Source organism: Variovorax sp. V116, assembly GCF_041154435.1.
GTDB lineage: Bacteria > Pseudomonadota > Gammaproteobacteria > Burkholderiales > Burkholderiaceae_C > Variovorax > Variovorax paradoxus.
Map to the genome: position 1 here is coordinate 2,766,206 of NZ_AP028661.1, position 13,026 is coordinate 2,779,231.

Annotated in this window: 14 protein-coding genes; 9 read left to right on the forward strand and 5 right to left on the reverse strand. The window is 66.1% G+C overall.

Annotation, left to right across the window (positions count from 1 at the left end):
• The first annotated feature begins 44 nt into the window (after positions 1-44).
• From rimP to ACAM58_RS13220, 7 genes are read left to right on the forward strand one after another with little or no spacing between them, the layout of a single operon-like run.
• On the forward strand, positions 45-683 hold the full coding sequence (gene rimP / locus ACAM58_RS13190) for a ribosome maturation factor RimP (protein ID WP_012747850.1): 639 nt from the start codon (positions 45-47) through the stop codon (positions 681-683).
• Positions 684-700: 17 nt separating this feature from the next.
• A complete protein-coding gene (gene nusA, locus ACAM58_RS13195; protein WP_012747851.1) occupies positions 701-2,185 on the forward strand; it encodes a transcription termination factor NusA in 1,485 nt (494 codons plus the stop codon).
• Between the two features lie 24 nt (positions 2,186-2,209).
• Positions 2,210-5,164, forward strand: a complete 2,955-nt coding sequence (gene infB / locus ACAM58_RS13200; RefSeq protein ID WP_369662949.1) for a translation initiation factor IF-2 — start codon at positions 2,210-2,212, stop codon at positions 5,162-5,164.
• Positions 5,165-5,188: 24 nt separating this feature from the next.
• A complete protein-coding gene (gene rbfA, locus ACAM58_RS13205; protein WP_012747853.1) occupies positions 5,189-5,560 on the forward strand; it encodes a 30S ribosome-binding factor RbfA in 372 nt (123 codons plus the stop codon).
• A 2-nt stretch (positions 5,561-5,562) separates the two neighbouring features.
• Entirely contained in the window at positions 5,563-6,531 is a 969-nt protein-coding gene (gene truB, locus ACAM58_RS13210; RefSeq protein WP_369662950.1) for a tRNA pseudouridine(55) synthase TruB, read from the forward strand.
• Positions 6,528-8,363 carry a translational GTPase TypA gene (gene typA, locus ACAM58_RS13215; protein ID WP_012747855.1) on the forward strand — a complete coding sequence of 612 codons (1,836 nt, stop codon included), beginning with the start codon at positions 6,528-6,530 and terminating at the stop codon, positions 8,361-8,363. Before truB ends, typA begins: the two co-directional genes overlap by 4 nt.
• A gap of 19 nt (positions 8,364-8,382) precedes the next feature.
• The gene (locus tag ACAM58_RS13220; RefSeq protein WP_026284059.1) at positions 8,383-9,306 is read left to right on the forward strand and encodes a DMT family transporter; all 924 of its coding nucleotides are present in this window, start codon (positions 8,383-8,385) and stop codon (positions 9,304-9,306) included.
• An 82-nt stretch (positions 9,307-9,388) separates the two neighbouring features.
• Here ACAM58_RS13220 and ACAM58_RS13225 read toward each other — a convergent pair whose 3' ends face one another.
• The 5 genes from ACAM58_RS13225 to smpB all read right to left on the reverse strand — a co-directional run bounded on the left by ACAM58_RS13225 (position 9,389) and on the right by smpB (position 12,180).
• Entirely contained in the window at positions 9,389-9,784 is a 396-nt protein-coding gene (locus ACAM58_RS13225) for a hypothetical protein (RefSeq protein WP_012747857.1), read from the reverse strand.
• 72 nt (positions 9,785-9,856) lie between these two features.
• Positions 9,857-10,672, reverse strand: coding sequence for an anti-sigma factor (locus tag ACAM58_RS13230; protein ID WP_369662951.1), 816 nt, complete (start codon positions 10,670-10,672; stop codon positions 9,857-9,859).
• A 16-nt stretch (positions 10,673-10,688) separates the two neighbouring features.
• A complete protein-coding gene (locus ACAM58_RS13235) occupies positions 10,689-11,204 on the reverse strand; it encodes a sigma-70 family RNA polymerase sigma factor (RefSeq protein ID WP_062366975.1) in 516 nt (171 codons plus the stop codon).
• Positions 11,205-11,228: 24 nt separating this feature from the next.
• Positions 11,229-11,609: a hypothetical protein gene (locus tag ACAM58_RS13240; RefSeq protein ID WP_012747860.1), complete on the reverse strand. Its 381-nt coding sequence runs from the start codon at positions 11,607-11,609 to the stop codon at positions 11,229-11,231.
• A 94-nt stretch (positions 11,610-11,703) separates the two neighbouring features.
• Positions 11,704-12,180 (reverse strand): SsrA-binding protein SmpB, encoded by a 477-nt coding sequence (gene smpB / locus ACAM58_RS13245; RefSeq protein WP_012747861.1) that lies wholly within the window; start codon positions 12,178-12,180, stop codon positions 11,704-11,706.
• A gap of 62 nt (positions 12,181-12,242) precedes the next feature.
• On the opposite strand from smpB, the gene ACAM58_RS13250 reads away from it, so the two are divergent.
• Positions 12,243-12,689 carry a type II toxin-antitoxin system RatA family toxin gene (locus ACAM58_RS13250; protein WP_062366972.1) on the forward strand — a complete coding sequence of 149 codons (447 nt, stop codon included), beginning with the start codon at positions 12,243-12,245 and terminating at the stop codon, positions 12,687-12,689.
• Complete coding sequence (locus tag ACAM58_RS13255; RefSeq protein ID WP_278880626.1) at positions 12,689-13,024, forward strand: RnfH family protein; 336 nt, start codon at positions 12,689-12,691, stop codon at positions 13,022-13,024. Before ACAM58_RS13250 ends, ACAM58_RS13255 begins: the two co-directional genes overlap by 1 nt.
• Positions 13,025-13,026 lie beyond the last annotated feature (2 nt).

The window sequence follows — 13,026 nt, forward strand, 5'->3', positions numbered from 1 at the left end:
GCGGGTGGCACGCATAAGCATTTTTACAAGGCAAATTCAAACACGTGGCATTGCAGCAGACAGTGGAACAAACCGTTGCCGGTCTCGGCTACGACCTGGTCGAGATCGAACGCTCGGCCGGGGGATTGCTGCGCGTGACAATTGATTTGCCCTGGACTGCCCCCACATCGGAAGCTGTGGCTGCAGGCATTCCCGAACCCTTCGTGACGGTCGAGGATTGCGAGAAGGTCACGCGGCAGTTGCAGTTTGCGCTCGAGGTCGATGGTGTCGATTACAAGCGGCTCGAGGTTTCCTCGCCGGGTATTGACCGTCCGCTTCGCAATGAGCAGGATTTCGAGCGTTTCGTGGGCGAGGTGATCGACATCACGCTCAAGGCGCCCATGGGTGCCGCGGCGGCGGGGCAGGTGTCTGCCACCCGCAAGAAGTTTCGCGGCACGCTGGAGCGCGTGGCGGGGGCCGACGGGGCCCCGGGCTGGCAAATCGTCTGGAGCGATGCGCCGGAGCCCAAACCGGGTCAAAAAGTCAGCAAGAAGCGCGCGCCTGCAAAGTTGCATGCGCTGGGTTTCGTGCTGGATGAGCTGCGCGATGCGCGGCTCGCGCCAATTGTGGATTTCAAGGGCCGCAAGGCCAAAACCCAACCGGGTTTTTCGGATATTGACGACGGAACCAACGTTCCGGACTGACTAGAGGAGTGGGTGGCATGAATCGCGAAATGTTGATGTTGGTGGATGCGATCTCGCGCGAGAAGAACGTCGAGCGCGACGTGGTTTTCGGCGCGGTCGAATCCGCGCTGGCGCAAGCCACCAAGAAGCTCCACCAGGGCGACGTGGACATCCGCGTCTCGGTCGACCGCGACAGCGGCGACTACGAAACCTTCCGCCGCTGGCACGTCGTCCCCGACGAAGCCGGCCTGCAGCTGCCCGACCAGGAAATCCTCCTGTTCGAAGCCAAGGAAGAAATGCCCGACATCGAGGTCGGCGAGTACATCGAGGAAGCGGTGGACTCGGTGCCGATCGGCCGCATCGGCGCCATGGCGGCCAAGCAGGTCATCCTGCAGAAGATCCGCGACGCCGAGCGCGAGATGCTGCTCAACGACTTCATGTCGCGCGGCGACAAGATCTTCGTGGGTACCGTCAAGCGCCTGGACAAGGGCGACATCATCGTGGAGGCCGGCCGCGTCGAAGGGCGCCTGCGCCGCAGCGAAATGATCGCCAAGGAAAACCTGCGCAACGGCGACCGCGTGCGGGCCATGATCATGGAGGTCGACCTGACGCTGCGCGGCGCGCCGATCATCCTGTCGCGCTCGGCGCCCGAGTTCATGATCGAGCTGTTCCGCCAGGAAGTGCCCGAGATCGAACAGGGCCTGCTCGAAATCAAGAGCTGCGCCCGCGACCCCGGTTCGCGCGCCAAGATCGCCGTGCTCTCGCACGACAAGCGTGTCGACCCGATCGGCACCTGCGTCGGCGTGCGCGGCACCCGCGTCAATGCCGTGACCAACGAGCTCGCCGGCGAGCGCGTGGACATCGTGCTGTGGAGCGAAGACCCGGCCCAGTTTGTGATCGGCGCCCTGGCTCCGGCCAACGTGTCGTCGATCGTGGTCGATGAAGAAAAGCACGCCATGGACGTGGTGGTCGACGAGGAAAACCTCGCCATCGCGATCGGCCGCGGCGGCCAGAACGTGAGGCTCGCCTCCGATCTGACCGGCTGGAAGATCAACATCATGGACGCCAATGAATCGGCCCAGAAGCAGGCGAGCGAAACCGACGCCAGCCGCAAGCTGTTCATGGAAAAGCTCGACGTCGACGAGGAAATCGCCGACATCCTGATCTCCGAGGGCTTCAACAGCCTCGAGGAAGTCGCCTATGTGCCGATCTCCGAAATGCTGGAGATCGAAGCCTTCGACGAAGACACCATCAACGAGCTTCGTTCGCGCGCCAAGGATGCGCTGTTGACCATGGAAATCGCCAAGGAAGAGGGCGTCGAGACCGTCTCGCAGAATCTGCGCGACCTCGAAGGCCTCGACCCCGAGCTGATTCCCAAGCTGGCCGAGGCGGGTGTGCACACCCGCGACGACCTCGCCGACCTCGCGGTCGATGAACTCACCGAGATCACCGGCCACAGCGCCGATGACGCCAAAGCCCTCATCTTGAAAGCCCGCGAACATTGGTTCGCCGGCCAAGAGTGATGGTCATGGAGGCACGAAACCAATATGTCCAGTACCACTGTCGCCGAGTTCGCGAACGAGCTCAAGAAGACTCCCGAAACCTTGCTTGACCAGCTCAAGAGCGCAGGCGTGCCCAAGGCGGCACCCACCGATGCACTCACCGAGGCTGACAAGCAGCGCCTGCTCGGCTTTCTCAAAGCCAGCCATGGCACCGCCGAGCCCGAGCGCAAGAAGATCACGCTGACGAAGAAGTCGACCAGCGAGATCAAGCAGGCCGACGCCACCGGCCGCGCCCGCACCATCCAGGTCGAGGTGCGCAAGAAGCGCACCTTCATCCAGCGCGACGACGGCCACCCGGCCACGCCCGAAGCGCAACCGGTGGCCGAAGCGCCCGCCGCGGCACCTGCCGCACCCCGCATCGACGAAGCCGAACTGGCCCGCCGCGAGGAAGAGGCGCGCCGCCAGGCCGAGCTGATCCGCCGCCAGGAAGAAGAACTGGCCGAGAAGCGCCGCCTGCGTGAAGAAACCGAAGCCCGCGAACGCGAACAGGCCGAGAAGGCCGAGCGCGCAGAGCAGGCCGAGCAGGAAGCCGCGCGCGCTGCCGCCGAGAAGAAGGCTGCCGCCGAAGCCGCGGCCGCGCCCGCCAAGGAAGCGGCCAAGCCGGCCGCAGCGCCTGTTGCAGCCGCTGCAGCCGCCGCCGAACAGCAGGCCGCCGACACCAAGCTGGCTGCCCAGACCGCCGCCACGCAAGCCAAGGAAGACGCCAAGGCCAAGGCCGCCGCCGAATCGAAGGCCCGTGCCGACGAGGAAGCCGCCCGCGCCAAGGACCTGGACGAGCGCCGCCGCAAGGCCCTGGCCGAAGCCGAAGCCATCCGCGCCATGATGAACGCACCGGCGCGCGTGCTGGTGCCGCACAAGGCGCCCGAGAAGCCGCAGCCCGAAAAGGCCGCGGTCAAGGGCACGCTGCACAAGCCGGCCGCGCCCGCAGCGCGCCCCGGCGCGCCGGCCGCACCGGGTGCTGCCGCAGCCCCCGGCGCCGCCGGTGCCGGCAAGGAAGTCAAGTCGGCCAAGCTCTCCTCGAGCTGGGCGGGCGATCCTGCCAAGAAGAAGGAAATCAAGACCCGCGGCGATGCCAGCGGCGGTGTCGGCCGCGGCAACTGGCGCGGAGGCCCGCGCGGCCGCCGTGGCAGCAATGACCGCGGAGGCCACGAAGAGCACGTGCAGGCCGCACCGGTGGAGGCGCGCATTCTCGAAGTGCACGTGCCCGAAACCATCACGGTGGCCGAGCTCGCGCACAAGATGGCCGTCAAGGCACAGGAAGTCATCAAGCAATTGATGAAGCTGGGCCAGATGGCGACCATCAACCAGTCGCTGGACCAGGACACCGCCATGATCCTGGTGGAGGAAATGGGCCACAACGCGGTCGTTGCCGCGCTGGACGACCCCGAAGCCTTCACCGACGAGGACGTGTCGGCGCAAACCGCCGAAGCCCTGCCGCGCGCACCGGTCGTGACCGTCATGGGCCACGTCGACCACGGCAAGACCTCGCTGCTCGACTACATCCGCCGCGCCAAGGTTGCAGCGGGCGAAGCCGGCGGCATCACGCAGCACATCGGTGCCTACCATGTGCAGACCGAACGCGGCATGGTGTCCTTCCTCGACACCCCGGGCCACGAGGCCTTCACGGCCATGCGTGCCCGCGGTGCGCAGGCCACCGACATCGTCATCCTCGTGGTGGCGGCCGACGACGGCGTCATGCCGCAGACCAAGGAAGCCATCAAGCACGCGAAGGCTGCGGGTGTGCCGATCGTGGTTGCCATCAACAAGATCGACAAGCCCGATGCCAGCCCGGACCGCGTGAAGCAGGAACTGGTGGCCGAAGAGGTGGTGCCCGAAGAGTACGGCGGCGACGTGCCGTTCGTGCCGGTGTCCGCCAAGACGGGCCAGGGCATCGACGACCTGCTCGAGCAGGTGCTGCTGCAGGCCGAAGTGCTGGAACTCAAGGCGCCGGTGGATGCCGCCGCCAAGGGCCTGGTCATCGAAGCGCAGCTCGACAAGGGCCGCGGCCCGGTCGCGACCGTGCTGGTGCAGTCCGGCACGCTCAAGACCGGCGACGTGGTGCTGGCGGGTTCGACCTATGGCCGCGTGCGCGCCATGCTCGACGAAGACGGCAGGACCATCAAGTCGGCCGGCCCGTCGATCCCGGTCGAGATCCAGGGCCTGACCGAAGTGCCGCAGGCGGGCGACGAGTTCATGGTGATGAGCGACGAGCGCCGTGCGCGCGAAATCGCCACCTACCGTGCCGGCAAGTTCCGCAACACCAAGCTGGCAAAGGCCCAGGCCGCGAACCTGCAGAACATGTTCACCGACCTCTCGGCCGGCGAAGTGCAGACGCTGCGCATCATCATCAAGGCCGACGTGCAGGGCTCGCAGGAAGCGCTGGCCCAGTCGCTGCTCAAGCTGGCGACCGACGAGGTCAAGGTGCAGATCGTGTACGCCGGCGTGGGCGGCATCAGCGAAAGCGACATCAACCTGGCGATCGCCTCCAAGGCCATCGTGATCGGCTTCAACGTGCGTGCCGATGCCGGCGCGCGCAAGCTGGCCGAAGGCAATGGCGTGCAGCTGAACTACTACAGCATCATTTACGACGCCGTGGACGAGATCAAGGTCGCGATGTCGGGCATGCTGGCACCGGAGCGCCGCGAGGAAATCATCGGCTCGGCCGAGATCCGCACGGTGTTCGTGGCCTCGAAGATCGGTACGGTCGCGGGTTCCTACATCACCTCGGGCTCGGTCAACCGCAGTGCGCATTTCCGCCTGCTGCGCGACAACGTGGTGATCTACACCGGCGAAGTCGACTCGATCAAGCGCATGAAGGACGACGTCCGCGAAGTGCGCGAAGGCTTCGAGTGCGGTATCAAGCTCAAGAACTACAACGACATCAAAGAGGGCGATCAGCTCGAGTTCTTTGAAATCAAGGAGATCGCCCGTACGCTGTAACAAGCGTTCGATGCGACCGTATCCATGCCCAAGAGAAAAGCCGCCGCCCCCAACCGCGCGTTCAAGGTTGCCGACCAGATCCAGCGCGATCTGACGGAGCTGATCGCGCGCGAGTTGAAGGACCCGCGCGTGGGCATGGTCACGATCCAGGCGGTCGAGGTCACGCCCGACTATGCGCACGCGAAGATCTACTTCAGCATGCTCACGGGCGACGTGACCGAGACCACCGAAGCGCTGAACCAGGCCGCGGGGTTCCTGCGCAACGGCCTGTTCAAGCGCCTGCACATCCACACCGTGCCGACGCTGCACTTCCTGTTCGACCGCACCACCGAGCGTGCGGCCGACATGAATGCGCTCATCGCGCAGGCCGTCGCTTCGCGTTCGAAAGACGACTAGCGATGAATGCGCCACGCACAAGGGTGCAGCGGCGCCCTGTGCATGGGGTGTTGTTGCTCGACAAGCCGCTGGGACTCTCCAGCAACCAGGCCTTGCAGAAGGCCAAGTGGTTGCTGCGCGCCGAAAAAGCGGGCCACACCGGCACGCTCGATCCGCTGGCCACAGGCGTGCTGCCGCTGTGCTTTGGCGCGGCCACCAAGTTCAGCCAGCTGCACCTCGATGCCGACAAGACCTACGAGGCCACGGCACGCCTTGGGATCAAGACCTCCACCGGCGACGCCGAGGGCGAGGTGATTGCCGAGCGCCCGGTGCATGTCACGCCTGAAGACTTGGCCCGCGTCGAGGCGCAGTTCACCGGCCCGATCCGCCAGGTTCCGCCGATGCACAGCGCGCTCAAGAAGGACGGCAAGGCGCTGTACGAGTACGCGCGCGAAGGCATCGAGATCGAGCGGGCGCCGCGCGACGTGGTCATTCATGCCTTGAAGATCACGCAGGCTGCCGCCGAATCGGCAGGCCTTGCCATCAAGATCGTGGCTTCCGTGAGCAAGGGCACCTACATCCGCACGCTGGGCGAAGACATCGGCGAGGCGCTGGGCTGCGGCGCGCACCTCACGTCGCTGCGCCGCACGGCCACCGGTGGTTTCGGCGTGGCGCAGTGCATCACGCTCGAAGCGCTCGAGGCCATGGGCGAGGAAGAGCGGCTGGCGCAATTGTTGCCTGCCGAATCCCTGGTCGAGGGCCATACGGTCGTCACGCTCGGCAGCGAAGATGCAGGGCGCTTTCTGTCCGGCCTGCGCCGCCGCGGTACCTGGCCCGATGCCGACCATGTGGCGGTGTTCGGCGAAGCGCCTCCGGCCTTCCTGGGCACGGCGCACATTGCCGCCAATGAATTGATCCCGGGGCGCTTGCTGAACCCCATCGAAATCCAGCAAATTCTTTTGAACGCACAACAGACCGAAGCGACACCATGAGTACCAAGCAAATCCGCAATATCGCCATCATTGCCCACGTCGACCATGGCAAGACCACGATGGTCGACCAACTGCTGCGGCAGTCGGGCACCTTTGCCGAGCACGAAAAAGTGGTCGACACGGTGATGGACAACAACGCCATCGAAAAGGAACGTGGCATCACGATCCTGGCCAAGAACTGCGCCGTGACCTGGGAAGGCACGCACATCAACATCGTCGACACCCCCGGCCACGCGGACTTCGGCGGCGAAGTGGAGCGCGCGCTGTCGATGGTCGACGGCGTGGTGCTGCTGATCGACGCACAGGAAGGCCCGATGCCGCAGACGCGCTTCGTGACCAAGAAGGCGCTGGCCCTGGGCCTGAAGCCGATCCTGGTCGTGAACAAGGTCGACAAGCCGGGTGCCAACCCCGACAAGGTGGTGAACGCCGCCTTCGACCTGTTCGACAAGCTCGGCGCCACCGACGAACAGCTGGACTTCCCTGTGGTGTACGCCTCGGGCATCAATGGCTGGTCGTCGCTCGAAGAGGGTGCGCCCGGCGAGCAGTGGGGCCCCGACATGTCGGCGCTGTTCAACACCATCCTGAAGCATGTGCCGGCGCAGAAGGGCGATCCGGACGCACCGCTGCAGCTGCAGATCTCGGCGCTCGACTTCTCGACTTTCGTCGGCCGCATCGGCGTGGGCCGCATCAGCCAGGGCACGCTCAAGCCCATGATGGACGTGCTGGTGATGGAAGGTCCGGACGGCAAGACCGTCAAGGGCCGCGTCAACCAGGTGCTGACCTTCCAGGGCCTGGACCGCGTGCAGGCCACCGAAGCCGGCCCGGGCGAGATCGTGCTGATCAACGGCATTGCCGACATCGGCATCGGCGTGACCGTGACCGATCCGGCCAATCCGTCGCCGCTGCCCATGCTCAAGGTCGACGAACCGACCCTGACCATGAACTTCTGCGTCAACACCAGCCCGCTGGCCGGCCGCGAAGGCAAGTTCGTCACCAGCCGCCAGATCTGGGACCGCCTGCAGAAGGAACTGCAGCACAACGTGGCGCTGCGCGTGAACGAGACCGACGAAGAAGGCATCTTCGAGGTGATGGGCCGCGGCGAACTGCACCTGACCATCCTGTTGGAAAACATGCGCCGCGAAGGCTATGAAATGGCCGTGTCCAAGCCGCGCGTGGTGTTCCGCACCGTCAACGGCGAGAAGCACGAGCCGATCGAGCTGGTGACGGCCGACATCGAAGAGCAGCACCAGGGCGGCGTGATGCAGGCTCTCGGCGAGCGCAAGGGCGAGCTGGTCAACATGGAACCGGACGGCCGCGGCCGCGTGCGCCTGGAGTACCGCATTCCGGCGCGCGGCCTGATCGGCTTCACCAACGAATTCCTGAACCTGACGCGCGGCTCGGGCCTCATCAGCAACATCTTCGACAGCTACGAGCCGCACAAGGGCGAGATCGGCAGCCGCAAGAACGGCGTGCTGATTTCCATGGACGACGGTGAAATCTTCACCTACGCCCTGGGCAAGCTGGACGACCGCGGCCGCATGTTCGTGAAGGCGAACGATCCGGTGTACGAAGGCATGATCGTGGGCATCCACAGCCGCGACAACGACCTGGTGGTGAACGCCACGCGCACCAAGCAGCTGACCAACTTCCGTGTCTCGGGCAAGGAAGACGCGATCAAGATCACGCCGCCGATCGAACTCACGCTGGAATACGGCGTGGAATTCATCGAGGACGACGAGCTGGTCGAGATCACGCCCAAGAGCGTGCGACTGCGCAAGCGTTTCCTCAAGGAAAACGAGCGCAAGCGCGCCAGCCGCGAAATGGCGAGCTGATCGCCATCCAGCCGTGCTGCTGCGCCTGACCCACGGCGGAGCCGTGTGGCTGATGGTTGCCGTGACCCTGATGTGGGCCACGGCGGGCGTTGTCACGCGGCACCTGGCGCAGGCCCACAGTTTCGAGATCACCTTCTGGCGCAGCTTCTTCACGATGCTTGCGCTGCTGGTGATCTTGCCGCTTTGGCGGGGCCGGGCGGTGTTCTCGCAGATCCGCTCGGGCGGGCGCGAGCTCTGGATCTCGGGCGTCTGCTGGACCGTGATGTTCACGGCCTTCATGGTGGCGCTCACGCTGGCTTCGACGGCCAGCGTGCTGGTCACGATGTCGCTGGGCCCATTGCTCACCGCGCTGGCCGCGCGCCTGTTCATCGGCCACCGCCTGCCCGTGCGGACCTGGGTGGCCATCGTGGTGGCGGGCCTCGGCATCGCGTGGATGTACGGCACGCAACTGATGCAGGGCGGAGCGGCGGGCGGATCGCTGCTCGGAACGCTGGTGGCGCTGTGCGTGCCGCTCGCGGGCGCCACCAACTGGACGGTGGTCCAGCATGCGCGCGCCAAGGGACATGACATCGACCTGGTTCCCGCGGTGCTGATCGGCGCGGCGCTGAGCGCGCTGCTCACGCTGCCTTTTGCCTTGCCGTTCCAGGCCAATGCGCACGATCTCGGCCTGCTCGCTTTCCTCGGTGTTTTCCAGCTGGCCATTCCCTGCGTGCTGGCGGTCCTGTGCGCGCAGGTGCTCAAGGCGCCCGAGGTGGCGCTGCTCGCGCTGCTCGAGGTGATCTTCGGCATTGCACTGGCCTGGATCGGCGCGGGCGAGGAGCCGGCTGCGAGCGTGCTGACCGGCGGCGCGCTGGTCATCGGTGCGCTGGTTTTCAACGAGCTGCTGGCGCTGCGCGGGCGCCGCGCCACCGTGGCCGACGACGCGCTTCCCACCGCCCACTGAGCCGCTTGCGCGAGCCAAAAAAGAAAAGGCCCCGACATCTGCCGGGGCCTTCGAGTTGGAGCGCGATCAGGCGATCACGGGATCAGGGGCGGGCCACCTTCCAGGCGCCGTTCAGGACGCCGTCGCCGGTCTTGTCGCCCGGCTTGCTGTCCTTGGTCCAGTAATAGAGCGGCCAGCCCTTGTAGGCCCACTGCCTCTTGCCGTCTTCGCGCACGATGATGGTGTAGCCACCCATCGGCTTGGCCGTTTCGGCCACCGGCAGCGGCGGCCAGTTGGCGGCGCACTGGGCGTTGCAGGCGGAGGTGCCTGCACCGGCCGTGTCGCGGGCGAAGGTGTACAGCGTCATGCCATTCGGGCCGACCAGCACGCCATCGGCGGTGCGGGTGGGGGTGTCGGGGGCGCTGGCGGTCTTGTTGGACATGCCGCCGCAGCCGGCGAGCAATGCCGCCGCGAGGATCGAGGCGCTGAGCAATTTCATGCAGTTTCTCCTTCAGTTGAAAAATCGCGAAAACAAGGCAGTGGTTGCGCGACACGGCAGTTTATGCCGGCCTCACGACAAATCGCGGTAGGCGAGCGTCGCGAGTTTCAGCAAAACTTCACGCGGTAGCTTGCCGGCAACGGCATAGCCGAAGCCCTGGTCGATCCAATAGAAGCTGGGCACCGGTCCTTCGGACGCGAAACGGAAGGCTGTTTCGCGCGATGCGGCGGTGCCGGCGGCGGCCTGGCTGTCGAGGGTGCCGATGTAGAGCGTGATGCGTTCGCCGGCCGCGTCCTCGAACATGAACTGGGCGCGCGCGCCGCTTTCCCCGGGCAAGAGGCGGCCGCCGACGAGCGTGTAGCCCATGGCGGTCAGGTCCGGCACCTTGAGCGGCCTGTCCAGGCGCTTGGACAGCCACTGCACGAGGTGCTGCTGCTCGCTGGCAGCCACCTCGACCGGGTGCCTTTTTTCCGGCGCATAGACGGCGTGGGCAATGGAGGCGTCGTGCACGAACTCGCGCATCGCAGGCGCCCTGGCCAACTGGGCCGAAGCGGCGCGCTGCATCGACCACTGGGCATTGCCGAGCCAGCCGGCGGCAAAGGCGACCAGCACGCCGGCCGCCATGCCGCCCCATCGCATCCAATGGCCTCGCCGGGCCTGGCTGCGATCGAGCGCGTTCATCAGGGGCGCGGGCACGGGCTCTACCAGCAGCTCTCCATGCAGCCGGCGCAGTGCGTCGCGCTGGGTGCGCCAGGCCGCCACCCGCGCCGCAAGGGCCGGATCGTGCGCGACGGCGTCCTCGAGCTCGGTGCGGCGTTCCGGTGCCAACTGGCCATCGATGAGCGCATGCAACTCGTCGTCGGTGGGGGGCGGGGCAGGGCGATTCATGATGGAGCGGCAGGTTTCACTTGAGGCGGCGCAGTCCGGGGCGATGCGGCGCAGCGGCGCCGTCCATCAGCTCCTGCAGCCGGACGCGGGCGCGCGACAGGCGCGACATCACGGTGCCGGCGGGGATGCCGAGCACCTTGGCCACCTCGGCATAGGAAAGGTCTTCGAGCGTGACGAGCAGCAGCACGGCGCGCTGCTCTTCAGGCAGCTGCATCAGGCAGCGCTGCAGGTCCAGGCCCATGCCGGGGTCGCGGCCCGGATCGGCGGCGCCATGCAGCTCCTGCACCGCGTCCTCCAGCGGCACCACGCTGTGCGGCGGCGGCGTGCGCCGCAGTTGGCTCGCAAAGATGTTGTGCATGACCGTGAACAACCAGGCGCGCAGGTCGCTGCCCACCACCCAGAGCCGCCACTTGCTGCAGGCCCGCTCGAGCGTGTCCTGCACCAGGTCGTCGGCCGCCCAGGCGTTGCCCGTGAGCGCGCGCGCATAGCGGCGCAGGCTCGGGATCTGGTCGGCCAGCAGGCGGGCGTCCATGGGGAGCGGGAGCGCGCGCGAGGATCAGGGCTTGGCGGTTTTCCAGGCGCCGCCGACGCCGTCGCCGGTCTTGTCGCCCGGCTTGCTGTCCTTGGACCAGTAGTAGAGCGGCCAGCCCTTGGCGGCCCATTGCTTCTTGCCGTCGTCGCGCGTGACGATGGTGAAGTCGCCGGAGGGCTTGTCGCTGTCGGTGGCCATGAAGGGCGGCCAATTGGCCGCGCAGCCGCCGTTGCAGGCCGACTTGCCGCTGCCGGCCGTGTCCTTGTCGAAGGTGTAGAGCGTCATGCCGTTGGGGCCGACCAGCGCACCGTCGGCGGCCTTGGGCTGTGCGAACGAGGGAAGCGCGAGCAGGCCGGAAAGCAGCGCGGCGGCAAGGCCGGCGCAGGAAAGGCGAAGAGGCGACATGGAAGACTCCTGGAAGTTGGCGGCACCGAGGATCCGATGACACCGCACAAACGCCTGCAAGCGGCGTTTTATTCCATGCCGCGCAAAAAAAGAACTAGCGGCTGCGGCTCTTCATCGCGCGCTCGACCTCGCGCTTGCCTTCGCGGTCCTTGATGGTGTCGCGCTTGTCGTGCTCGGCCTTGCCCTTGGCGAGCGCAATTTCGCATTTCACCTTGCCGGCCTTCCAGTGCAGGTTGAGCGGCACCAGCGTGTAGCCCTTTTGTTCGACCTTGCCGACCAGGCGGCGGATCTCTTCCTTGTGCAGCAGCAACTTCTTGGTGCGGATGGAGTCAGGGTTGACGTGGGTCGAGGCGCTCTTGAGCGGGTTGATCTGCAGGCCCACGACAAAGAGTTCGCCGTCGCGGATCACCACGTAGCCGTCGGTCAGCTGGACCTTGCCTTCGCGCAGGGACTTGACCTCCCAGCCTTCGAGCACGATGCCGGCCTCGAAGCGTTCTTCGAAGAAATAGTTGTACGCGGCCTTCTTGTTGTCGGCAATGCGGGAGGAGGTATCTTGTTTCTTGGTGGCCATGGCTCGGAAAGGTGGGGGCGCATGGCTTCAATACAATCCGTCGCGCACGCTGTCCCGATTCTATGAAAACCGTCAACAAGTCCGTCCTCATCTGGTACAGCGCCGAAGAGATGTACGCGCTCGTCACCGACGTGGAGAAATATCCGCAGTTCCTGCCCTGGTGCGACAAGTCCAGGGTCATCGAGGAAGACGAGGCCGGCATGACCGCCGAAGTGGGCCTGGCCTTTGCCGGCCTGCACCAGAGCTTCACCACCCGCAACACGCACGTGCCGGGGCGCGAGGTGCACCTCAAGCTGGTCGATGGACCCTTCTCCAACCTCGACGGTCTCTGGAAGTTTGCACCCGTGGGCGAACCCGGCGAGCGCGCCTGCCGCGTCGAGCTGCACATGAGCTACGGCTTCAGCAACTTTGCTTTGCAGGCGCTGGTGGGGCCGGTGTTCGACACCGTGGCCTCCAGCCTGGTCGAAGCCTTCGTCAAGCGCGCCGAGCAGGTCTACGGCACGTCCTGATGATCGAAGTCACGCTCTGCTGCTCGCCCGCGCCGCGCGAGGTGTTCGAGCAGGTGCTGCGGCTCGCGTCCCAAGCCACCGTGGCCGATGCCGTGAAGGCCAGCGATCTTTTGCAGCGCTTTCCGCAGCTCGATTGGCGCGAGGCCATGACGCCGGGAATCTGGGGCAGGGAAGTCGGCTGGGAGCAGCCGCTCGAGGACGGCGACCGCGTCGAATTGTGCCGGCCCTTGGCGGTCGATCCGAAGGTGGCGCGCCGCGAGCGCTTCCAGCGCCAGGGTGCGCGCGGCACCGGTCTTTTCGCGAACCGCCGCAAGGGCGGCAAGGCCGGCTACTGAAC